This window comes from Streptomyces sp. NPDC000229 (genome assembly GCF_040300825.1).
Lineage (GTDB): Bacteria > Actinomycetota > Actinomycetes > Streptomycetales > Streptomycetaceae > Streptomyces.
Window position 1 is genome coordinate 1 of sequence record NZ_JBEPEL010000021.1, and the last position, 21799, is coordinate 21799.

A 21799-nucleotide genomic window follows, 5' to 3' on the forward strand; every position below is an offset into this window, starting at 1 on the left:
TGCCAGCCAGATGCCGTCCATGCCCTGACGGATGGCCGACGGCAGGTCGCCGGCGCCGACCCGGCGGGCCACCTCGGCGACCGCCCGGCGCCCGCTGCTCGCCCGGGGCACCTCGGGGTGGGCGGGCCTCCTGGGCGCGACCGTCTCGCCCGGCGCGGCGGGGCCGCGGGGCGGTGTCAGCGGGCGGTACGGCCTCCGGCAGGTCGTCACCGTCGTCCGTGTCGCGCGGCGGGCGGATCGTCGCCAGGACGTCGATTCCGACCCCGTCCGGGAAAGCGGGCGGACGTCGGACACCGGTGGCCGTGCACCCATGCGGCCGATAAGATCATCAATTACGACAAAAATGGGTGATCCTGCATATCCGGCACCAAAGTCATCCGACTCACCTGCTTTGCCACGGCACGCGCACGTGACGCCCTTGTCGGCGCGTGTCCGCGCACACACCTCCCGCACGCGGCGCGGCGGTGCGATGCTGGGAGTCCCTGCGGGAAGGAGCGCAGCCGTGCTTCGTGTCGCCGTCGTCGGTTCCGGGCCCAGCGGGGTCTACACCGCCCAGTCCCTCGTCGAGCAGACCGCGGTGCCTGATGTGCGCGTGCACGTCCTGGACCGGCTGCCGTGCCCGTACGGGCTCGTCCGCTACGGGGTCGCCCCGGACCACGAGAAGATCAAGTCCCTGCAGAACAACCTCCGCACGGTCCTGGAGCACGAGCGCGTCGGGTTCGTCGGCAATGTCGAGGTCGGCACGCACGGGCTGACGCCCCAGCGGCTGCTGGAGCTGTACCACGCGGTGGTCTACTGCGTGGGCGCGGCGCGGGACCGACGCCTCGGCGTACCTGGCGAGGACCTGCCCGGCAGCTGCTCGGCCACCGACTTCGTCTCCTGGTACAGCGCCCACCCGGACGCCGCCGTCGACGGTTTCGTCCTGGGTGCACGGTCGGCGGTGGTCATCGGTGTCGGCAACGTGGCCGTCGACGTCGCCCGGATCCTGGCGCGCGGCCACGACGAGCTGCACCCCACCGACGTACCGGAGACGGCGCTGGGCGCGCTGGCCGCGAGCCGGGTGCGGGAGGTGCACATGGTGGGCCGGCGGGGCCCGTCCCAAGCGAAGTTCACCACCAAGGAGCTGCGCGAACTGGGCGCGATGCCCCAGGCGCGGGTCGAGGTGGAGCCGTCGGACCTGGCGCTCGACCCGGCGTACGCGGATCCGGCGGGGCTCCCGGCGGTCAACCGGCGCAACGTGGAGGTGGTGCGCGCCTGGGCGGACGGCACCGGCTGGGAGCCGCGGGAACGGGTCATCCGGGTGCGGTTCTTCCTGCGGCCGGTGGAGGTGCTGGAGCAGGGCGGCAGGGCGGCCGGAGTACGTTTCGAGCGCACCGTTCCGGACGGTGCGGGCGGGGTGCGCGGGACCGGTGCGTACGAGGACATCGAGGCGCAGCTGGTGCTGCGGGCGGTCGGGTACCGGGGCGTTCCGCTGCCGGGGCTGCCGTTCGACGAGTCGCGCGGGACGGTGCCGCACGCGGCGGGGCGGGTGCTGCGGGACGGGGTGCCGTCGGCGGGCGAGTACGTCGCAGGGTGGATCAAGCGCGGCCCCACCGGCGTGATCGGCACCAACCGGCCGTGCGCCAAGGAGACGGCCGGCTCGCTGCTGGCGGACGCCCCGGCCCTGGCCCGGCGAGCGGTGGCCGACGACCCGCTGGCCACCCTGCGCGCGTGGGGTCACCGGCCGGTGGAGTGGCCCGGCTGGCTGTCCATCGAACAGGCGGAGGCGGCCCTCGGCCGCGCCCTGGGCCGCGGCTCGGTCAAGATCCCCGACTGGCAGGGCCTGCTGACTGCCGCCGGACAGTCCTGAGGCGGGCACTGTCGCGCGCGCCCGGTTCGCGGCGTCCGGGCGGCTCGCGGGTCACGCCCGCCGTGCGCCGCCGACGCGGCGGATCCGGGTGCACGGCCCGGCGGCCTTACTACGGCTGCGTGGTGCCCAGGCGGGCGGCCTGGCTCTCGGCGGCGGACAGGACGGTGTCCAGGAGCCCCGGGAAGAGCGCTTCCAGGTCGTCGCGGCGCAGGCCGTTCATCTTGGCCGTGCCGCGGTAGGTCTGGCGGATGACGCCGCTCTCGCGCAGGACGCGGAAGTGGTGCGTGGTGGTCGACTTGGTGACCGGCAGCTCGATGTACGAGCAGGCCACCTCCGAGCCGGCGGCCGCCAGTTCTCGGACGACGCGCAGCCGCATGGGGTCGGAAAGTGCGTGGAGCACGCCTTCGAGGCGGATCTCGTCGCGCGCGGGGTGCGCGAGTTCGCGCGGGCTGGTCGCGGTGGTCACGGCGGCTCCAGTTTCGTCGGGTACCTCCATTGTACGAGAGCCCTCGTAGTTTGACAGGCGCCGTACTACGATGGGTATCGTACGAGCCGTACACCGGTCCCGCCCTGAATGGAGTCCGCCGTGAGCGCACTGTTCGAGCCCCGCACCCTGCGGTCGCTGACCATCCCCAACCGCGTCTGGATGGCACCGATGTGCCAGTACAGCGCCGAGGCCTTCGGACCGAACGCGGGTGTGGCGAACGACTGGCACTTCGCCCACTACGCGGCGCGCGCCGCCGGCGGCACCGGCCTGATCCTGCTGGAGGCGACCGCGGTGTCACCGGAGGGTCGGATCAGCCCGTACGACCTCGGCATCTGGAACGACACCCAGGTCGAGGCGCTGCGCCGGATCGTCGGCTTCCTCAAGGGCCAGGGCACCGTCCCCGGCATCCAGATCGGCCATGCCGGGCGCAAGGCGTCGACCGACCAGCCCTGGAAGGGCGGCGCCCCCGTGGGCGCCGAGGCGCACGGCTGGCAGCCGGTGGCCCCGAGCCCGGTGCCCTTCGACGACGGTCATCCGGTGCCGGACGAGCTGACCAAGGAGCAGATCCGCGAGATCCCCGGGCAGTTCGCGGCCGCGGCCCGGCGCGCGCTGGACGCGGGCTTCCAGGTCGTCGAGGTCCACGGGGCGCACGGTTACCTGATCGGCGAGTTCCTCTCCCCGCACAGCAATCACCGCACCGACGAGTACGGCGGCTCCTTCGAGAACCGTACGCGCTTCGCCCTGGAGGTCGTCGACGCGGTCCGGGAGGTGTGGCCCGAGGAACTGCCGCTGTTCTTCCGGATCTCGGCCACCGACTGGCTGGAGGGGACGGCGGCCTGGACCGCCGACGACACGGTCCGGTTCGCCGCACTGCTCAAGGAGCACGGTGTCGACCTGCTCGACGTGTCGACCGGCGGCAACGCGCCGCGTGTCCGCATCCCCGTCGGCCCGGGCTACCAGGTGCCGTTCGCGGCGCGGGTGAAGGAGGAGACCGGGCTGCCGGTCGCCGCCGTCGGGCTGATCACCGAGGCGGAGCAGGCCGAGAAGATCGTCGCCAACGGCGAGGCGGACGCGGTGCTGCTGGGCCGCGAACTGCTGCGCAACCCGTCCTGGGCGCGGCACGCGGCCCGTGAGCTCGGCGGTGACGTGCACGTGCCCGATCAGTACCACCGCTCCGTCTGACCTGGGGAAACGCCGCCTCCGGGGGTCACTGTCAGTGGGTGGGTCCACACTGGCCCCTATCCGCGACAAAGGCGTCCAGGAGGTGTCGGCGATGACCGACGTGCTACTGACCGTAGGGACCCGCAAGGGACTGTTCATCGGCCGCAGGCGTGGCGGCCGATGGGAGTTCGAGGGCCCGCACTTCAACGCGCAGGCCGTGTACGCGATCGGCATCGACATGCGCCGGACCACGCCCCGGCTGCTGGTCGGCGGGGACAGCTCCCACTGGGGCCCTTCGGTGTTCCACTCCGACGACCTGGGGGCGACGTGGACGGAGCCGGTGCAGCCGGCCGTCAAGTTCCCCAAGGACACCGGGGCTTCGCTGGAGCGGGTGTGGCAGCTGCATCCGGCCGGGCCGGCCGCGCCCGGCGTGGTGTACGCGGGCACCGAGCCCGCCGCGCTGTTCCGCTCCGAGGACGGCGGGGAGACGTTCGAGCTGGTCCGGCCGCTGTGGGAGCACCCGACCCGGTCACAATGGGTGCCGGGCGGCGGGGGTGAGGGGCTGCACACGGTCGTCACCGACCCGAGGGACCCGGACGCCGTGACGGTCGCCGTGTCGACGGCCGGGGTGTTCCGCACCCGGGACGGCGGCGAGAGCTGGTCGCCGTCCAACCAGGGGGTGTCCGCGGTCTTCCTGCCGGACCCGAACCCGGTCTTCGGGCAGTGCGTGCACAAGATCGCCCAGGATGCCGGCGATCCGGACCGGCTGTATCTGCAGAACCACTGGGGCGTGTATCGCAGCGACGACGCGGGCGCCAAGTGGACCGACATCGGCGCGGGGCTGCCCTCGGACTTCGGCTTCGCGGCGGTCGCCCACCCGCACCGCGCCGGTGTGGCGTACGTCTTCCCGATCACGGCCGACTCCGACCGGGTGCCGGCGCAGCGGCGGTGCCGGGTCTACCGTACGAGTGACGCGGGCGGCAGCTGGGAGGCCCTGTCGGCCGGTCTGCCGGAGGGCAACCACTACGGCACGGTGCTGCGCGACGCGATGTGCACGGACGACGCGGATCCGGCGGGCGTCTACTTCGGCAACCGCAACGGCGAGGTGTACGCGAGCGCCGACGAGGGCGACAGCTGGCGGCTGCTGGCGTCCCACCTGCCGGATGTGCTGTGCGTACGGGCGGCGGTGATCGGTTGACGTCCCTCAGGACGCCCGGGAACCGCCCTTGCGCAGGAAACGGCGCAGCCGCGTCAGAGGCCAGGCGTTGATGACGTCGTCCTTGGTCAGCCATCCGCGCTGGGCGGTTCCCACTCCATACCGCATGTAGGGCAGGTGCGTGAGGGAGTGGGCGTCGGAGTTCACCGCGAACTTCACTCCGTAGCGCTTGGCGCGCAGGATGTCCTCGTCGCGCAGGTCGAGCCGCTCCGGGTGGGCGTTGATCTCCAGTGCGGTACCGGTCCGGGCGCAGGCTTCGAAGACCTCGTCGAAGTCGGCGTCCAGTCCGGGGCGTTTGCCGATCCGGCGGGTGGTGGGATGGCCGATGATCGCGACGTGGGGGTTCTCGCAGGCGCGGACCAGTCGGCGTGTCAGGGCCTGCCTGCTCTGGTTGAAGTGGGAGTGGACGGATGCCACGCACAGGTCGAACCGGGCCAGGAAGTCGTCCGGCCAGTCGACTTCGCCGTCCGGGCCGATGTTGAGTTCCGTGCCGTGGAGGAGGCGCATTCCGTGGTGTGCGCGGTCCAGTTCCCGTACGCGCTCGCGCTGCGCGAGCATCTTCTCGTCGGTCATGCGCTGCATGTACAGGTTCGGGGCGTGGTCGGTGATCGCGTAGTAGGCGTAACCGCGCGCGGCTGCGGCGGCGACCATGTCCTCCAGCGGGGCCAGGCCGTCGGTGAGGTCGGTGTGGGTGTGCAGGTCGCCCTTGATGTCCGCGTCCTGGATCAGGTCGGGGACCTCGTCCCGCAGTCCGGCCGCGATCTCGCCCCGGTCCTCGCGCAACGGGGGCGGGATCCAGGGCAGGCCCAGCCTGGCGTAGATCTCCTCCTCCGTCTCGGAGGTGATCATGTCGCCGCTCTCGGCGTCGAAGAGTCCGTACTCGGAGAGCTTGAGCTTGTGGCGCACGGCGATCTCGCGGGTGCGGATGTTGTGCGCCCGGGAACCGGTGAAGTACTGCAGTCCCGCTCCCCAGGAGGCGGGCGGCAGGACCCGCAGGTCCACCTGGAGGCCCTTGGTGGTCCGGATGGACGTCTTCTTCTCGCCGTGCGCGATGACCTCGGCGGTGTGCGGAAGGGCGGCGAGGGCCTCCATGAACGGCGCCGACTTCTCCGCCGCCACCAGGATGTCGACGTCCCCGATGGTCTCCTTCATCCGGCGCAGCGACCCCGCGTAGGTACACCGCGCGCAGCCGGGGACGGCGGACAGTTCGGCGACGATCTGTTCGGCTACGTCCATGGCGGCGCTGATGAGGATCCGGCCCTCGCCGGCCTTCTGCATCAGCGCGATGCCGTGGAGGATGTTCGCCTCCGTCTTCTCGCCGAAGCCCTTCAGGTCGCGGAGCTGCTCCTTGTGGATGGCGTCGAGCAGCTGATCCACGGAGGTGATGCCCAGTTCCTCGTGGAGCACCATGGCCTTCTTGGGCCCGAGCGTGGGAATGGTGATCAGCTCCCGGACGCCGGCGGGGATCGACGCCCTGGTCTCCTCGATCGTGGAGATCTGGCCGGAGTGGAGATACTCGACGACCTTGTCCGCGATCGACTTGCCGACGTTGGGGATGTCCCTCAGGCCCTTGGCGTCCAGCTTCGAGACGTCGGCGTGGTGGCCGCCGATGGCGCGGGCCGCCTTTTCGTACGCGCGCGCCTTGAAGGCGTCGCCTCCGGTGATGGCGATGAGGTCGGCGTACTCCTGGAGCAGCGCTTCGACCTCTTCGTTGGTTCGGGGCATACCTCCAGGGTGCTCCGGCACGGCGGGCCGGGCACCCCGGTCCCCATGGGGACGTCCGGCTCAGTACAGGTGCGGCCAGGTGGCGGCGGTGGCGGCCGTCGCGACGGCGACCGCCGCCAGCCGCCGGTGGTCGAGGGTGTCCGGGGTGTCGGACGGCCGGTGGTAGTGGGGGTTGCGGAAGTTCGCCGTGTCGGTGAGCATCAGGGCCGGAATCCCGAGGTTCCAGAAGGCCGCGTGGTCGCTTCGGTCGAGATGGGCCAGCGGGGGCACCGCGAGGCCGGCCAGCGCGCCCCATGGGCCCTCGGGACGCGGGTCGCCCAGCGTGATGCAGGGCAGCGCGGGTTCCGTGGCCTCCGCCGCCGCGCCCCACAGCGTGGCCGCGGCCCGCGTCGAGCGGCGGTGGACCACGAGGGTGAAGTCGCCGCGCAGCCCGGCCGAGCGGACCGCCCCGGCCACGCGCGGGAAGCCCCGGTCGAAGCCGGCCGGCATCCGTTGACTTCCCGGGGCGGTCGTGAAGTACCCGACCGACTCCAGGCAGATCATGCCCATGACGCTGCGGTGGCGTCGGAGCCACCGGGCCGCGAACCGGGAGCCGATCAGGCCCAGTTCCTCCATGTCGGACACCAGGAGGGTGACAGCGGGTGGCCTCGGCAGCCCGCCGAGGAGCCGCGCGACCTCCAGCAGCGCGGCCACTCCCGAGGCGTTGTCGTCGGCGCCCGGGCTGCCCTCGACGGTGTCCAGGTGGGCTCCCACGACCACGGTGGGGCGGGGAATGCCACCGGGCGGTTCCGCCAGCAGATTCGCACCGGTCAGACGTGGGTGCAGGCGGAATGCGAGCGGTGGCGCACGGTGACCGCCGCGGTCGGTGGAGCCGAGCCGCCACCGTAGGTCGAACGGCTGGCGCGAGGTCCGCCACCCCGCCGCGGCCAGTTCGGCCGTCACATGGGCCTCGGCACGCAGGATGGCCTCGGGGGCGCGGATCCGGCTGCGCGGGCGGTCGGCGAGAAACTCGACGTCCCGTCGCAGGCGCTGGGGATCGGCGCACCGGGTCAGCTCGCGTACGAGTTCGCGTACCGGGGCAGGGGGCACGCCATCACCGCCTTCTCTCTCACGGTCGATGGTGCCCCCGCCGCCGGTGGTCAGGCAGGCGGAAGCGGCGTCACAGACCTACGGTGGTGAGGGAGGCAGCCGGCACCGAAGCGCCGCGCCGCTGAGCAGGCCGAGGAGGTCGCTGCGATGGAGGAGCACTTCGTCTGGACGACGACCCGCCGTATCAAGCCGGGCACCCTGGACGAGTTCGAACGGGCCTGGCGCCCGGGCGCGCACCCGGACGGCATGAGCCGTGCGTTCGCGTACTGGTCCGAGGACGGGCTGGAAGTCACCGGAGTGTCGTTCTGGGACTCCAGGGAAGCGTGCGACAGCTGGCGGCAGTCCGACGCGGAGAAGCGGCGGCGCGAGGCGATGGCCCCGTTCGTCGTCGAGGAGCGGGAGGCTTTCCTCCGCGGCGGGGAGCTCAGCATCCCCGACCGGTAGGAGACCCCTTCCACGAGCGGTACGAGAGGCCTCATCCCCGAGCGGGAGGTGACGCCTCCTGCCGTCGCGTCAGGGCAACCGCCAGTCGATCGGCTGCGCGCCCTGCCGGGCCAGCAGCTCGTTCGTACGGCTGAACGGCCGCGAGCCGAAGAAACCGCGGTCCGCGGACATGGGGGACGGGTGCGCCGACTCGATCGCGGGAAGGTCACCGAGCAGCGGACGGAGGTTGCGGGCGTCCCGCCCCCACAGCACGGACACCAGCGGCTTTCCGCGCGCCACGAGGGCCTTGATGGCCTGCTCGGTCACTTCCTCCCAGCCCTTGCCGCGGTGCGCGGCCGGCCGGCGCGGCGCCGTGGTCAGCGCCCTGTTGAGCAGCAGCACCCCCTGCTGCGTCCAGGGCGTCAGGTCGCCGTTGGACGGTCGGGGCAGCCCCAGGTCGGAGTTGAGCTCCCGGAAGATGTTCTCCAGGCTGCCCGGCAGCGGCCGGACGTCGGGCGCGACCGAGAAGCTCAGCCCCACCGCGTGTCCCGGCGTCGGATACGGGTCCTGTCCGACGATCAGGACCCGCACCTCGTGGAACGGCTGCTGGAACGCCCGCAGCACATGCGGTCCGGCCGGCAGGTAGGTGCGCCCGGCGGCGATCTCCGTACGGAGGAAGTCGCCCATCCCGGCGATGCGTTCGGCCACCGGGGCGAGGGCGTCCGCCCACCCCGGCTCGACGATTTCTTTCAACGGTCGTGCTGCCACGGGATGTCACCCTACCGGCCCATCAGGTGCCCGCCGAACGCCCGTGGGATGCGGTCGATCTCCCGTCGGCCGCACCGTCCCGGCGATAGGCTGCCCGCCGTCGTCACTCTTTTCTCCCCTTGTCCTCGGAGCCGGTCATGAGGTGTCGCAGGCGTCCGCAAGTGGGCGTGCGGCCCGAAAGTCCGGCATGAGCACCGCCGCGTGGGTCCTGGGCGTCGACTCCGGCGGGTCCGGGCTGCGGATCGCCCTCGCGACCGCCGGAGTCGAGGGCGGTGTCACAGAGGGTGGCGTCACACAGGGTGGTGTACGGCTCGTCGACAGTGTGGTGTTCGGGGAACCGGTGCGTACCGGGGCGGGCGGGATCGACGCGGGGCATCTGCTTCAGCGGCTCGTCCCCGCCGCCGAAGGGCTGCTCGGGCGGGCCGGGGCCGACCGGCTCGCGGCGGTGGCGGTCGGGGCGGCCGGGATGGCGACGCTCGGCGGCGACCTGCGTGCCACGCTGCCCGGGGCGCTGCGCCGTTCGCTGGGGGTGGGCCGACTGGCGCTGGCCGCCGACGCCGTGACCGCGTACGCCGGGGCGCTCGGGCAGCGGCCCGGGGCGGTGGTCGCGGCGGGCACCGGTCTGATCGCGCTCGGCACGGACCTGTCCGGCTGGCGCCGCGCGGACGGCTGGGGGCATCTGCTGGGCGACTGCGGCAGCGGGGCGTGGATCGGCCGCGCCGGGCTGGAGGCGGCCATGCGTGCCCATGACGGGCGGAGAGGCGGTTCAGCGGCCCTGCTGGCGCGCGCCGAGGCGGTGTTCGGGCCTCCGGCGACCCTGCCGGGGCAGCTCTACCCGCGTGCCGACCGGCCCGCCGTGCTCGCCTCGTTCGCCCCCGAGGTGGCCCGGTGCGGCGCTGCGGGGGATCCGGTGTCGGTGGGCATCCTGGCGCGGGCGGCCGGGCACATCGCGGAGGCGGCGGCCGCCGTCTGCCCACCGGGCGAGGACCTGGAAGTGGCGCTGACCGGCGGCCTGTTCAAGATGGGCGACCCGCTCCTTCTGCCGCTGCGGGCCGAGTTGGCGGAGCACCTGCCGTACGCGCGCACCGTACCCGCCGTCGGCGACCCGCTGGACGGTGCGCTCGTCGTCGCGGCGGCCCTCGCCGCGGACACGCTCCGCCTGCCTCGCGAGCCGGGCATGCTTGATACAACCACCCCGCAGCCGACTGATCGGACATAGCCGGACAGAGGGCGCCTGACCGCCCCCTACCCAAGCGTCGAAGCAGGTAAAGCCAGTAGCATGCGGCGCCATGAGCTCCCCCACTGGGCCCGCTTCCGGCCTGCCTGTACGAATGCCGCGACCCCGACAGTCCGGGCGGCACCGTCGCCCTGAACCCGTGGCGGCCCCCGAGGGCGCGCCCGCGCTCGTTCTCGCCGTTCCCGGCGCCCCTTCGGCCGCTGTCCGCGGCCTGGCCGAAGAGGTCGTGAGCATCGCTCGTTCCGAGCTGCCCGGCCTGGAGGCCGCGATCGGCTTCCTGGACGGCGACGAGTCCGAGTACCCCACGCTGTCGGCCGTCCTGGAGCGGGCCGCCGCGCTGCGTGTGGAGCGTTACGAGTTCGCCAGGGCCGCCGGCCGTGAGGTCGCCGAGCCCGAGGGCCCGGCCGCCGTGGTGGTGCCGCTCCTGGCGGGCCCGGATCGCGCCCTGACGGACCGCATACGGCAGGCCGTCGCGGACAGCGGCGCGGCCGCCGAACTCACCGACGTACTGGGCCCCCACCCGCTGCTCGCGGAGGCGCTGCACGTGCGCCTGTCCGAGGCGGGGCTGGCCCGCGCCGACCGGGCGCGGCTGTTCACGGTCGCCACGGCGGCCGACGGCATCGTGCTGGCGACGGTCGGCGGCGAGGAAGCCGTGCAGGCGGCCGGGATCACCGGCATGCTGCTGGCCGCGCGCCTCGCCGTGCCGGTGATGGCGGCGGCGCTGGACCAGCCGGGTTCGGTGGCGGCGGTCGCCGAGCAGCTGCGCGGCTCCGGCTCGCTGCAGCTGGCGCTGGCGCCGTACCTGATCGGGCCGGAGCTGCCCGAGGGTCTGCTGGAAGACGCGGTGAAGGCGGCGGACTGCCCGGTGGCCGAGCCGCTGGGCGCCTACCCGGCGGTCGGGAAGCTGGTGCTGTCGCAGTACACGACGGCTCTGGGCATCGCGCCGCAGCCGCAGGGGACTCCCGTTCGCTGACGGGCCGCGAAGACGCGAAGAGGCGCGAGAACTCGCGAGAGTCGCGGAGAAGGGCCCGCACACCGGACGACGTCCGGTGCGGGCCCTTTCGCCTGCCCGGGGCCCCTCAGGTGAACACCACGCAAGTCGCCGCCGGGGCCTCGACGGCGCCCGCCCGGCTCGGCACGCCCGTCACCGGGTCGATGGCGAACCAGGTGACGTCGCCGGAGCGCTCGTTGGCCACGTACAGGCGCCGTCCCTCCGGGTCCAGGGTGAGGTCCCGGGGCCAGTGTCCGCCGCACGGGACGGCCGCGACCGTCCGGATCCGCTCCCGGGTCGCGTCGAGCGCCAGGACGGCGACGGTGTCCTCACCGCGCACCGCCGCCCACAGGAACCGCCCGTCGGGTGCGGCGGCGATGCCGGAGGGGTAGCTCACCGCCTCCGCGCCCGTCGCCGGGAGGGCCGCCTCGCCCACGGGCGCGAGGGCGCCCGTGCCGGGGTCCCAGCGGCAGACGGTGAGCAGCGGGGCCAGTTCGGCCAGGACGTACACATGGCTGCCCGACGGGTGGAAGGCGAGGTGGCGCGGGCCGCTGCCGGGGCGCAGCGCCGTCTCGCCGTGCGGCGTCGGCTCGCCCGTCGCGGGGTCGAGGGCGAGGACGTGTACGGAGTCGGTGCCGAGGTCCACGCTCAGCGCCCAACGGCCGCCCGGGGCCGGCACCACCTGGTGGGCGTGCGGGCCTGATTGCCGGTCCCGGTGCGGGCCGGTGCCGTGGTGCCGCAGCACGCCCGAGGCGGGTCGTGGGGCGCCGTCAGGGCCCAGGGGCAGGGCGCTCACGCTGCCGGAACCGTAGTTGGCGGTGAGCACGTGCCCCTGGACGAGCGCCAGGTGTGTCGGGTGCGTCCCGCGTACCGGCGCCGGGTCGCCGAGCAGCCGGGGTGCGGGGCCCGTGACGTCGAAGGCGGCGACGGCACCCTTCTCGGTCTCGCTGACCGCGTACAGCACGTCGCCGGCGGGAGCGGGAACCAGGAAGGAGGGGTCCGGGACCGCGTCGGACGCGCCTGTCACGGTCAATGCGCCCGTCCGCCGGTCGACGGTGGCCGCGACGACGCCGTGGCCCCCCGCCGAGGTGAACGAGCCGATGTACGCCCGACCGCCGCTCCGCCGTGCTTCGTCCGCCACCGCGCTGCCCCTCTCGCCTGCCGACCTCGGTGCGCGCCCGACGCTAGCAGGTCTAGACCAAGCGGTCCCGGGGTCCGGGGCTACGCACCGATCAGCGGTTCCCGCGGGGAGGTGCGCAGCGGGGCGGCGAGCTCGGTGAGCGCCCGTTCCAGGCTGTGCAGGTGCGCCAGCGCGGGCTCGGTCAGGACGGTCGGAGCGTGCGGCGCCACGTCGGCCGGGGCAGTCCGGGCCGCGTCGACCGGGGCGGTTCGGGCCTCGTCAACCGGGGCGGTGCGGGCCTCCCGCGCCTTCTCCGGCGTCGTGAGCGCTTCGACGGCCGTCTCCACGCGCCAGCACGCGGCGGCCAGCCGGGCGTCGTGGGACGCCTCCGGGTCCGCCGCTATGGAGGCCAGGCCGCGCACCTCGCGGGCGCACGCGTCGAGCAGCGCGAGGACCTGCCGGGCCCGTGCCTTGCGGGCGCGCAGCGGGCTCAGCGGGTGCACGAGCGGAGCCAGGGAGAGCCGTACCCGGCCGAGGAGGGTTTCCAGTTCGGCGACGTGGGGGGACGGGTCGGCGCCCGGGGTGCCGGACAGCCGCGCCGCGGCCTCCGCGGTGCAGACGTGTACGCAGCGCAGGGCGCGCTGGATCCAGGCGTCCGTCGTGGCGTGGGTGGTGACGGGCAGTACGAACAGCACGGCCAGCACCGCGCCCAGCGTCCCGACACCGGTCTCCATGGCCCGCAGCGCGAGCAGGGCCGGGTCCAGCACTCCCAGGAGCCCGTACAGCGCCCCGGCCATCAGCGTCACGGACAGCATCATCCAGGTGTACGAGACGGCCGCCGTGTAGAAGATGCCGAACACGCAGACCGCGACCAGGACGGCCGTGGGCACGGCGGCGCCCTGCAGCGGGACCACGACCACCAGGCCGACGGCGATGCCGATCAGCGTGCCGAGGACCCTTCGGAACCCGCGGACCAGCGTCTCGCCGCGCGAGGTGGTGTTGACGAAGATCCACCAGGTGGCGCCGACGGCCCAGTACCAGCGCTCCCCGGAGAGCATCTGGCCGATCACCAGCGCCACCGCGCCGCCGACGGTCGCCTGGACGGCCTGGCGCGTGGTGGTACGGGCCAGGCCCCGCCCCTCGGCCGGGGCCTGCGCGGCGGGCGGCGGCAGGCGGCGCTCGTAGCACCACAGGCCGAAGCGGACCGCCGACGAGGAGAGCAGCGACAGGGCGACCGCCGCGTACAGCTCGGGGAGCTGCCCGGGCAACGTGTGCAGGAACTGCGTCACGAAGAAGGTCATGAAGGCGAAGACGCCCAGGGAGTGGCCTCGCGGCCCCCAGCGGCGGGCGTAGACCCCGGCTCCCATGACGGCGAGGAAAGCGATGTCCCGCGCGACGGGGTGGTCGTGCAGGACGGCGGCGAGGGCGAGCACCGGGAAGCCCACGAGGGGCAGCAGGGCGGTGGTCGCCGCCTGCTTGCGGACGGTGGCGTCCGTGACGGTGAAGAGCGCGAGGAGCGCGGCGAGGCCTCCGGTGATGGCCGCCGCGAGGGAGTGTCCCGCGAACCCGCACACCGCCACCGCCACGCTGATGCCGAGGACGGCCCGGGTGGCGCTGCGCAGCCGCAGCCACCCCGGATCCGGAGCCACGAACACCCTCTTCAGCACAGTTTCCCGCCCCTTCACTCGTCGCTCTGGACGCTTTCGACGTTCCGGCATGAAAAAGGCGCCGCGGGATCCGCAGCGCCATCGACGCTCCCATGACACCACTTCTCGGCCCGATGGCTCAACTCAACCACACCCCACTGAGCCATTGGCCCTGCTTGACGTTCGGCCCCGCCGTGCGGGGCGGGCCAATGGGCCAGCTCAAGGTGGGACCCGGCCCGGGACGAAGAAGAGAGGGAAGCAAGCCGACCGCCAGAACCCGTGTCAGGGGAGCACCCATGCCGACCACCACGAAGCCGGACCCGGCCCCGAGCCCGGCCCCGGAGCCCGCGTCACCGCCGGGCGGGCACCATGGATCCGTCGGCGGTCCCGTCCCCTTCGCCGTACGGCACCGGCGTCTCGTGTCCGTACTCGCGCTGCTGCTGATGGCCCTGTCCGTGCCGGCCGGGCGCGATGTGGCCGACCGGCTGTCCTCGGGGGGCATCGTGCCGCCCGGGGCGGAGTCGGTGCGCGCGGAGGAGATCCTCCGGCGGGACCTCCAGGCCGGCAGGCCGGAGCTGGTGCTGCTGGCCCGCACGGACGCGCCCGGCGGCCGGGGGGTGGACGAGACCGCCGCCGTCACGGCCGGGCGGGCGGTGGAGCGGCGGCTGGCCGCCGACCCGGGGGTCGAACGCGTCCGGTCCTACTGGAGCCCGGGACCGGCGGCGGCCGCGTCGCGTACGGCGGACGGGCGGAGCGCGACTCCGGGACCGGCGGGGGCGTTGCGCGCGCGGGACGGACGGAGCGCGCTGGTCCTGGCGTGGTTGCGCGGCGGTGACCGTGAGCGCGGCAGGACCGCCGAGCGTGTGGTCCCGGGGGTGACGGGCCGGTTCGGGCCGCTGGAGGTGACGGCCGGCGGCGAGGCGGCCACGCGGGTCGAGGTGGCCCGCCAGGCGTCCCGTGACGCGCGGATGAGCGAGCTCGTCGCCCTGCCGGTCACCGTGACCCTCCTGCTGCTGGTGTTCGGTTCACTGGTGGCCGCCACGCTGCCCGTACTGGTCGGGGTCTTCGCCGCGCTCGGCACCACGGCGCTGCTGCGCAGACTCACCGACGTCACCGAGATCTCGGTGTACGCACTCAACATCGGCACCGCCCTGGCCTTCGCCCTGGCGATCGACTACAGCCTGTTCCTGGTCACCCGGTACCGCGAGGAGCGCACGAACGGCGCGGGGACCGCCCAGGCCCTGCACACGGCGCTGCGCACCGCCGGCCGGGCCGTGGCGTTCTCGGCCGGCACCGTCGCGTGCAGCATGGCCGCCCTGCTCGTCTTCCCGCACCCGCTGCTGCGCTCGATCGGGTACGCGGGGGTGGCGGTCACCGTCATGGCCGCCGTGGGCAGCCTGGTCGTGCTGCCGGCCGTACTCGCCCTGCTGGGCGACCGGCTCGAACGCCTGGACATCTTCGCCCGGTGGCGTCGCCGCCCCAGGGCGGGCAATGCGGCGGAGCGGGGCGGCTGGGCGCGGATCGCCCGGGCGGTGATGCGGCGACCGCTGGCCACGGGAATCCCGGTCACCTGCCTGCTGGTGCTGCTGACGATCCCGTTCACCGACGTCCGCTTCTCGATGTCCGACGACCGGGTGCTTCCCCCGAGCACCGGGGCCGGGGGCGTCGGCGCGGCGCTTCGGGACGACTTCCCGGACTCGCCGGTCGGGGTGACCACCATCGCCCTGCCGGATCTCGACGCCCGCTCGCACACGGCGGAGCTGGACCGCTATGCGCGCCGGGTCTCCACCGTGGCCGGGGTGGCGCGGGTCGACACGGCCACCGGGACGTACCGCGAGGGGCGGCTCGTCGCCCGCCCCTCCTCGTCGGCCGCCCGTTTCCTGACGCCGCCCGGCCCCGTCCGGGACGGCGCGTCGCCGCCTCCCGCGCCCGGCGCCGCACCGCGCGGCGCGTACCTGTCGGTGGCCACGGTCGGCGAGCCGGGCGATCCGGCGAACGCCGACCGTGTCGAGGTGATCAGGGACGTGCCGGCGCCCGCCCGCGCCTTGGTGGGCGGGTTCGGCGCCAGGGTCGCCGACGTACGCGGCGCGATCGGCGACCGGCTCCCACTCGCCCTGACGCTGGTGGGCGTGTCCATGGTGGCCCTCGTCCTGGGGCTGACCCGGAGGCCGGTCCTGGCCGTCAAGGCCCTCGTCCTCAACACGCTCAGCCTCTGCGCGACCTTCGGCGCGCTGGTCTTCGTCTTCCAGCAGGGGCACCTGCGGTGGCTCGTGGGCGACTTCGTCGCGACGGGCTCCCTCGACGTGCAGATCCCGGTGGTGACCTTCTGCGTCGCGTTCGGCCTGTCCATGGACTACGAGTGCATGCTGCTGTCCCGCATGGTGGAGGAGCACCGGGCGGGTGCGGACACGGTGACGGCGGTGGCCCGCGGCCTGGACCGCACCGCCCGTCTCTTCACCTGGTCGGCCACCATCCTGGCCGTGGTGATGGTGGCACTGGCGACCTCGGGCCTGGTGTTCCTCAAGGCCGTGGGGGTCGGGCTGGCCCTGGCCGCCGTACTGGACGCGACCGTCGTCCGCGGACTGCTCGTGCCCGCCGTGATGCGGCTGGCGGGGCGTGCCAACTGGTGGGCGCCGGCGTGGCTGCGCGGCAGGGCGGACAAGGCTGAGCCATTGGTACGGTGATCCCAGGGAACGCCGTACCAGGAGGGGGCCGAATGACCATGGCCGTGGACGAGCTGGACACCCGCATCCTCCGGCTGCTGATCGAGCAGCCGCGTACCAGCGTGCGCGAGTACGCGCGGATCCTCGGCATCGCGCGCGGCACCCTCCAGGCCCGGCTGGACCGGTTGGAGCGGGACGGGGTGATCACCGGTACGGGCCCGTCCCTCTCCCCGGCCGCGCTCGGGCATCCGGTGCTCGCGTTCGTGCACATCGAGGTCACCCAGGGGCACTTGGACGAGGTGGGCGACGCGCTCGCCGCCATCCCGGAGATCGTCGAGGCGTTCTCGATCACCGGCGGCGGGGACCTGCTCACCCGGGTCGTGGCGCGGGACAACGGGCACCTGGAGGACGTCATCCAGCGGCTGATCCAGCTGCCGGGCGTGGTGCGTACGCGTACGGAGATGGCACTGCGGGAGCGGGTGCCGCACCGGTTGCTGCCCCTGGTGGAGGCGGTGGGCCGGTCGGCCGGTCAGCGGCGGGCGTGAGCAGCGCCGTGGGACGGCTTGGCATGCTGGGGGTCATGAGCACCTCTCGCGCCGCGGTCATCTTCGATCTCGACGGCACGCTGGTCGACAGCGAGCCGAACTACTACGAGGCGGGGCGCCGGCTCCTGGAGCGTTACGGCGTCACGGACTTCGGCTGGGAGCGCCACACCGACTTCATCGGCATCGGGACGCGCGAGACGCTGGAGATCCTCAAGGAGGAGTACGGGATCGACGCGCCGGTCGAGGAACTGCTGGCCGGCAAGAACCGGCACTACCTGGAGCTGGCGCGCGCCGCGACCGAGGTGTTCCCCGAGATGCGGACGTTCGTGCGGCGGTTGCACGCGCAGGGCGTGCCCATGGCCGTCGCCTCCGGTTCGTCGCGGGCCACGATCGAGGCGGTCCTCGGTGGCACGGGGCTGGACGCCTACCTCACCACCCTGGTGTCGGCGGAGGAGGTCGAGCGGGGCAAGCCCGCGCCGGACGTGTTCCTGGAGGCGGCGCGCCGGCTCGGGGTGGAGCCGGCGCACTGCGTCGTACTGGAGGACGCCCCGCCCGGCGCGGCGGCGGCCGAGGCGGCCGGGATGCGGTGCATCGCGGTGCCGTACGTGCCGGGCACGGCGGACGACCCGGCGTTCGCCCGCGCGGGGCTGCTGGTGCGCGGCGGGCAGGCGGAGTTCACGGCGGGGGCGGCGTACGACTACGTGATGGCGGGCGGGCGGGACGTCACCCATTGATCACCCTCGCCACCGCCCCCGCCACCCGAAAACCCGTTGTCCGACCCAGGTGGCCCGCGCCAGGCTTCGGGCCATGTCTGATACCCGAACGGGCGGTTCGCACGACGTGTCCGCCCTTTTCTCACGTGGTCGCCTGACGGCCGTCCCGCGCAAGCCCGCCCGCCGGGAGCAGCTGCTGCTCCACCTCGCCGAGACGCTGTTCGCGCCGGGCCGGTCGTACACCGAGCCCGAGGTGAACGAGGCCCTGCGCACCGTGCACGAGGACTGCTCGGCGCTGCGCCGCTACCTGGTGGTCGGCGGGATGCTGACCCGGACCCGGGACGGCGCCACCTACCGGCGGGCCGGATAACCGTCAGAACCGGGCGTGGGCGGTGATGTCGGCGCCGAACTGGTCAATCATCGCCGGGGTCACCGTCGGCCGGCACTGTGCGATGGCCTCCAGGTAGTCCTCGGTGCTCGCGCCGGGCGTCGCCCGCACCTGGTCCTGGTCGCCCAGGTCCCGCTCGAAGGCGGTCTGCGCGGCGATCCTGGCGGCGTGCTCGATGTCGGCCGGGGTGAACAGGTCGCTGGCGGCCACCAGGACCGACACGTCCACGTCGGGCCGGCCGTCGGTGTACCGGGACCAGATCGCGGCGCGCGCCGCCTTGTCCGGCGTACCGATCGGGATGAGGTAGTCGAACCTGCCGGGGCGCAGGAACGCCGGGTCGAGCGAGCGGATGGAGTTGGTGGCGCACACCAGCAGGCGCTCGTCGCCCTCGCGGAACCGGGGTATCAGCTTGAGCAGTTCGTTGGTGACCCCGTGCATCCCACCGGGCTGGGCGGGCTCGGTGCGTACGGGGGCGATCTCCTCGACCTCGTCGATGAAGACGAGCACCCGCTCCAGCTCCGAGATCCGGGCGAACGCGCTGCGCAGCGCCGCCGCCAGGTTCCCCTCGTCGGCCAGCCGGGACGGGAGGAGCTCGACGAAGGGCCACCCCAGCCGGGAGGCGATGCCGCGGGCGAACGTGGTCTTGCCGGTGCCGGGCGGCCCGAACAGGGCGATGGCGCGCGGGGGCCGTACGCCGTGCCGGGCGGCGCGTTCGGGCTGGGCGAGCGGCAGGACGACACGCCGCTCGATCAGGTCCTTCTCCGCCTCCATGCCGGCGACCTTGCCCCACAGGTCACCGGGCAGGAAGCTTCCGCCGAGGTCTTCCAGGACATTGGCGGCGGGCCCGTGCAGCGGTTCGACCTTCTCGAAGTACGCCACGGCGGGCTGCCGGGTGTAGCCGGCGTTGAGCAGGCCCTCGCCCACGAGTTCCTCCTCGGGCAGGACGTAGGCGATCCGCCCCACCCGGGCTGCGACGAGGCGCCGCTCCAGCTCCACCAGCAGCGCGCTCGCCAGACCCCTGCCGCGCCAGGCCGGCGAGATGGCGATGCGCATCACCCAGGCGCGCTCGCCCGCCACGCACGCGAGCGCCGCCCCGATGGGCGCGCCCTGGTGGACGGCGACGACCGCCGGCTGGCGGGACGTCAGCGCGCCGATGCACTCGGCGAGTGAGAACACGGACTCCTGTCCGAGCTCGGCCGTGGTGTCGATCAAGTGGACGACCGCCGCGAGATCGCTTTCACGGTAGTCGTGGATCAGCCAGTTCACCGGTACCACCCCTCGTTGTGCTGTTCCGGCGAGGCTAGGGGCCACGGCATGCCCGGTCCTGTGCCGCCGTGCACAAGGGCACGGCACCGACTACGACGTTGTGGACGTGGACGAGAACGTCCGGACGGTGGACGTGACGGGTGCGAGGTCGCAAGGATCCCTGATGGCACACGATTCCGGCGAAGGGCGAAGGCACGCATGGCGAAACACTGGGCGGACTTCCAGTACGAGATCTACCTGAACGGCATGACCGGCGCCGTACCGCGGCTGCCCACCGACCTGACGCGCCTCGAAGAGCTCACCGAGCAGCGCCTCGGCCCCGGGCCGGTCGGGTACGTGGCGGGCAGCGCGGGGAGCGGAAGCACGGCGGCCGCCAACCGGGCGGCGCTGGAGCGGCGGCGGATCGTGCCGCGGATGCTGCGCGACGTACAGACACGTGACCTGTCCGTCGAGGTCCTGGGCCGCGCGCTGCCCGCGCCGCTCGCGCTGGCGCCCGTGGGCGTGCTGTCGATCATGCACCCGGACGCGGAGACGGCCGCCGCGCGGGCCGCCGCGGCGCAGGGCGTCCCGTACATCCTGTCGTCCGCCTCCAGCACGCCCATGGAGGAGGTCGCGGCGGCGATGGGCGACGCGGAGCGGTGGTTCCAGCTGTACTGGGCGAAGGACCGGGAGGTCACCCGGTCGTTCCTGAACCGGGCGAAGGCGGCGGGGTTCACCGCGCTGTTCGTCACGCTGGACACGCCGCTGCTGGCGTGGCGGCCGCGTGACCTGGACCAGGCGTACCTGCCGTTCCTCCACGGCGTGGGCACCGCCAACTACTTCACCGACCCGGCGTTCCAGGCGGGTCTGGCCAAGCCCGTGCACGAGGACCCGAACGCGGCGGTGATGCACTTCGTCTCCATGTTCGCCGACCCCGCCAAGACCTGGCCGGACCTCGAATTCCTGCGGGAGAACTGGGACGGCCCGATCGTGCTCAAGGGGATCCTGCACCCGGACGACGCCCGGCGCGCCGCACAGGCGGGCATGGACGGCGTGGTGGTGTCCAACCACGGCGGCCGCCAGGTGGCCGGGTCGGTCGCCGCCGCCGACGCCCTGCCCCGCGTCGTCGAGGCCGCCGGTGGCCGGCTGGCCGTGCTGTTCGACAGCGGCATCCGCACGGGCGACGACATCTTCAAGGCGCTTGCGCTGGGTGCGGAGGCGGTGCTGGTGGGGCGTCCCTACGCGTACGGCCTCGGCCTCGACGGACAGGCGGGCGTCGAGCACGTCGTCCGCTGCCTGCTCGCCGAACTCGACCTGACGCTGGCCCTGTCGGGGCACTCCACGCCCGGCACGCCGAGCCGCGACGACCTCATCGAGGAGCCCGCATGACCGCCCCGAAGAACGTGCTCGCCGTCATAGCGCCCCATGTGGGTGGCCGCACCGCCGGTGCGGCGCTCGCCTCGGTCTTCCCCGAGCACGCCCGCGTCACGGTCGTCGAGACGGCCGACGAGGACCCGGCGGCGCTGCGCGAGGCGCACGTCGTCGTCACCGCCCTCTCCCCGGTCACCGCCGGCCACATCGCCGGCGCACCGCAGCTCGAACTCGTCCAGTGCGCCGGCCACGGCTATGACTACGTCGACGTGGACGCGGCCCGCGAACGGGGCGTCCCGGTGTGCACCATCGGCTCCAGCGGCGCGGAGCGGCAGAACGTGGCCGAGCAGACCTTCGCGCTCATGCTGGCCCTCGCCAAGCAGCTGGTCCCCGCCCACACGGCTCTGGTCGACGCCGACTGGGCACTGCCGCGCCTCCAGCAGTCCCTCACCGAACTGTCCGGCAAGACCCTCGGCATCGTCGGCCTCGGGCACATCGGCAGGGAAGTCGCCCGCCGCGCGGTCGCGTTCGACATGAGCGTCCTCTACGCCGGACGGCGGCGGGTCTCCCCCGAGACCGAGGCGAGCCTGGGCGGCGCCCGCCGCGTCCCGCTCGACGAACTGCTCCGCACGTCGGACTACGTCACGCTCCACGTCCCGCTCACCGACGCCACCCGCCACATCCTCGACGCCGAGCGCCTGGCGCTCCTCAAACCCACCGCGTTCGTCATCAACACGGCCCGCGGCGCCCTCATCGACCAGGACGCCCTCGCGGACGCCCTCGAATCCGGTGCTCTCGCCGGCGCGGGCATCGACGTCTTCGACCCCGAACCGCCCACGTCTTCACTGCGTCTGCTCAAGGCTCCGAACGTCGTCCTGTCCCCGCACGTCGCGGGCGTCACCCGTGAGACCGTGGTCCGCATCGCCCTGGCCGCCGTCCAGAACGTCGCCGACCACCTGGCCGGAAGGCCGCCGCGGGACGTCATCGGGCAACGGTGACCGACCGTCCTGGTCGGCCGGCCCGACCGGCCAGGACGCCGGGGCCCTCTGCCCGGCCGGGCGTTCGCCTCCGGGTACGGGCCGGGACGGACAGCGGCTTCACCTGCGGCGTACGAGCGCCCCGTGCAGTGGCGGCACATGGGGCCCCGGCGTGCACCCTGCAC

At 73.6% G+C, this 21799-nt stretch carries 20 protein-coding genes; 12 read left to right on the forward strand and 8 right to left on the reverse strand.

The genetic code is table 11. The annotated features are described in order from the left end of the window. Positions 1-210: hypothetical protein (locus ABT360_RS13555; RefSeq protein WP_351814757.1), on the reverse strand; the 210-nt coding region annotated here is incomplete at its 3' end. A gap of 292 nt (positions 211-502) precedes the next feature. Between ABT360_RS13555 and ABT360_RS13560 the strand changes: the two genes are divergently transcribed. After that, positions 503-1849 (forward strand): FAD-dependent oxidoreductase, encoded by a 1347-nt coding sequence (locus tag ABT360_RS13560; RefSeq protein WP_351814628.1) that lies wholly within the window; start codon positions 503-505, stop codon positions 1847-1849. 109 nt (positions 1850-1958) lie between these two features. On the opposite strand, the gene ABT360_RS13565 is transcribed toward ABT360_RS13560, so the two are convergent. Continuing rightward, the gene (locus ABT360_RS13565) at positions 1959-2315 is read right to left on the reverse strand and encodes an ArsR/SmtB family transcription factor (protein WP_351814629.1); all 357 of its coding nucleotides are present in this window, start codon (positions 2313-2315) and stop codon (positions 1959-1961) included. A gap of 120 nt (positions 2316-2435) precedes the next feature. On the opposite strand from ABT360_RS13565, the gene ABT360_RS13570 reads away from it, so the two are divergent. Further along, a complete protein-coding gene (locus tag ABT360_RS13570; protein ID WP_351814631.1) occupies positions 2436-3518 on the forward strand; it encodes an NADH:flavin oxidoreductase/NADH oxidase in 1083 nt (360 codons plus the stop codon). 91 nt (positions 3519-3609) lie between these two features. Beyond that, entirely contained in the window at positions 3610-4695 is a 1086-nt protein-coding gene (locus tag ABT360_RS13575; RefSeq protein ID WP_351814633.1) for a WD40/YVTN/BNR-like repeat-containing protein, read from the forward strand. A 6-nt stretch (positions 4696-4701) separates the two neighbouring features. Here ABT360_RS13575 and polX read toward each other — a convergent pair whose 3' ends face one another. Both polX and ABT360_RS13585 read right to left on the reverse strand, forming a co-directional pair. Further along, positions 4702-6438 carry a DNA polymerase/3'-5' exonuclease PolX gene (gene polX, locus ABT360_RS13580; protein ID WP_351814635.1) on the reverse strand — a complete coding sequence of 579 codons (1737 nt, stop codon included), beginning with the start codon at positions 6436-6438 and terminating at the stop codon, positions 4702-4704. Between the two features lie 60 nt (positions 6439-6498). Next, the gene (locus ABT360_RS13585; protein WP_351814636.1) at positions 6499-7527 is read right to left on the reverse strand and encodes a M28 family peptidase; all 1029 of its coding nucleotides are present in this window, start codon (positions 7525-7527) and stop codon (positions 6499-6501) included. Positions 7528-7674: 147 nt separating this feature from the next. On the opposite strand from ABT360_RS13585, the gene ABT360_RS13590 reads away from it, so the two are divergent. Next, positions 7675-7971: an antibiotic biosynthesis monooxygenase gene (locus ABT360_RS13590; RefSeq protein ID WP_351814638.1), complete on the forward strand. Its 297-nt coding sequence runs from the start codon at positions 7675-7677 to the stop codon at positions 7969-7971. Between the two features lie 69 nt (positions 7972-8040). Here ABT360_RS13590 and ABT360_RS13595 read toward each other — a convergent pair whose 3' ends face one another. After that, entirely contained in the window at positions 8041-8718 is a 678-nt protein-coding gene (locus ABT360_RS13595) for a uracil-DNA glycosylase (protein WP_351814640.1), read from the reverse strand. A gap of 187 nt (positions 8719-8905) precedes the next feature. Here ABT360_RS13595 and ABT360_RS13600 point away from each other — a divergent pair, with 187 nt between their 5' ends. Both ABT360_RS13600 and ABT360_RS13605 read left to right on the forward strand, forming a co-directional pair. Further along, the gene (locus tag ABT360_RS13600; RefSeq protein WP_351814642.1) at positions 8906-9937 is read left to right on the forward strand and encodes an N-acetylglucosamine kinase; all 1032 of its coding nucleotides are present in this window, start codon (positions 8906-8908) and stop codon (positions 9935-9937) included. 70 nt (positions 9938-10007) lie between these two features. After that, positions 10008-10928, forward strand: coding sequence for a sirohydrochlorin chelatase (locus tag ABT360_RS13605; protein WP_351814644.1), 921 nt, complete (start codon positions 10008-10010; stop codon positions 10926-10928). Positions 10929-11034: 106 nt separating this feature from the next. On the opposite strand, the gene ABT360_RS13610 is transcribed toward ABT360_RS13605, so the two are convergent. After that, positions 11035-12087, reverse strand: coding sequence for a lactonase family protein (locus ABT360_RS13610; protein WP_351814646.1), 1053 nt, complete (start codon positions 12085-12087; stop codon positions 11035-11037). An 80-nt stretch (positions 12088-12167) separates the two neighbouring features. Continuing rightward, complete coding sequence (locus tag ABT360_RS13615; RefSeq protein ID WP_351814648.1) at positions 12168-13733, reverse strand: FUSC family protein; 1566 nt, start codon at positions 13731-13733, stop codon at positions 12168-12170. A gap of 275 nt (positions 13734-14008) precedes the next feature. On the opposite strand from ABT360_RS13615, the gene ABT360_RS13620 reads away from it, so the two are divergent. The 4 genes from ABT360_RS13620 to ABT360_RS13635 all read left to right on the forward strand — a co-directional run bounded on the left by ABT360_RS13620 (position 14009) and on the right by ABT360_RS13635 (position 18003). After that, positions 14009-16396 carry an MMPL family transporter gene (locus tag ABT360_RS13620; RefSeq protein WP_351814649.1) on the forward strand — a complete coding sequence of 796 codons (2388 nt, stop codon included), beginning with the start codon at positions 14009-14011 and terminating at the stop codon, positions 16394-16396. 38 nt (positions 16397-16434) lie between these two features. Next, positions 16435-16920: an Lrp/AsnC family transcriptional regulator gene (locus ABT360_RS13625; protein ID WP_351814751.1), complete on the forward strand. Its 486-nt coding sequence runs from the start codon at positions 16435-16437 to the stop codon at positions 16918-16920. A gap of 35 nt (positions 16921-16955) precedes the next feature. Then, positions 16956-17654, forward strand: coding sequence for an HAD family hydrolase (locus ABT360_RS13630; RefSeq protein WP_351814651.1), 699 nt, complete (start codon positions 16956-16958; stop codon positions 17652-17654). A 73-nt stretch (positions 17655-17727) separates the two neighbouring features. Continuing rightward, positions 17728-18003: a DUF2087 domain-containing protein gene (locus tag ABT360_RS13635; protein ID WP_351814652.1), complete on the forward strand. Its 276-nt coding sequence runs from the start codon at positions 17728-17730 to the stop codon at positions 18001-18003. 3 nt (positions 18004-18006) lie between these two features. On the opposite strand, the gene ABT360_RS13640 is transcribed toward ABT360_RS13635, so the two are convergent. Beyond that, positions 18007-19287, reverse strand: coding sequence for an ATP-binding protein (locus ABT360_RS13640; protein ID WP_351814654.1), 1281 nt, complete (start codon positions 19285-19287; stop codon positions 18007-18009). 198 nt (positions 19288-19485) lie between these two features. Here ABT360_RS13640 and ABT360_RS13645 point away from each other — a divergent pair, with 198 nt between their 5' ends. Continuing rightward, positions 19486-20655, forward strand: coding sequence for a lactate 2-monooxygenase (locus tag ABT360_RS13645; RefSeq protein ID WP_351814655.1), 1170 nt, complete (start codon positions 19486-19488; stop codon positions 20653-20655). Continuing rightward, entirely contained in the window at positions 20652-21635 is a 984-nt protein-coding gene (locus ABT360_RS13650) for a 2-hydroxyacid dehydrogenase (RefSeq protein WP_351814657.1), read from the forward strand. Before ABT360_RS13645 ends, ABT360_RS13650 begins: the two co-directional genes overlap by 4 nt. The last annotated feature ends 164 nt before the right edge of the window (positions 21636-21799 follow it).

What these genes read in the sequence shown, in the direction of transcription:
- ABT360_RS13625 (WP_351814751.1), top strand. Translation starts at nt 16,435, where the DNA reads ATGGCCGTGGACGAGCTGGACACCCGCATCCTCCGGCTGCTGATCGAG.
- ABT360_RS13645 (WP_351814655.1), top strand. Translation starts at nt 19,486, where the DNA reads ATGGCGAAACACTGGGCGGACTTCCAGTACGAGATCTACCTGAACGGC.
- ABT360_RS13630 (WP_351814651.1), top strand. Translation starts at nt 16,956, where the DNA reads ATGAGCACCTCTCGCGCCGCGGTCATCTTCGATCTCGACGGCACGCTG.
- ABT360_RS13590 (WP_351814638.1), top strand. Translation starts at nt 7,675, where the DNA reads ATGGAGGAGCACTTCGTCTGGACGACGACCCGCCGTATCAAGCCGGGC.
- ABT360_RS13620 (WP_351814649.1), top strand. Translation starts at nt 14,009, where the DNA reads ATGCCGACCACCACGAAGCCGGACCCGGCCCCGAGCCCGGCCCCGGAG.
- ABT360_RS13575 (WP_351814633.1), top strand. Translation starts at nt 3,610, where the DNA reads ATGACCGACGTGCTACTGACCGTAGGGACCCGCAAGGGACTGTTCATC.
- ABT360_RS13605 (WP_351814644.1), top strand. Translation starts at nt 10,008, where the DNA reads ATGAGCTCCCCCACTGGGCCCGCTTCCGGCCTGCCTGTACGAATGCCG.
- ABT360_RS13635 (WP_351814652.1), top strand. Translation starts at nt 17,728, where the DNA reads ATGTCTGATACCCGAACGGGCGGTTCGCACGACGTGTCCGCCCTTTTC.
- ABT360_RS13650 (WP_351814657.1), top strand. Translation starts at nt 20,652, where the DNA reads ATGACCGCCCCGAAGAACGTGCTCGCCGTCATAGCGCCCCATGTGGGT.
- ABT360_RS13600 (WP_351814642.1), top strand. Translation starts at nt 8,906, where the DNA reads ATGAGCACCGCCGCGTGGGTCCTGGGCGTCGACTCCGGCGGGTCCGGG.
- polX (WP_351814635.1), bottom strand. Translation starts at nt 6,438, where the DNA reads ATGCCCCGAACCAACGAAGAGGTCGAAGCGCTGCTCCAGGAGTACGCC.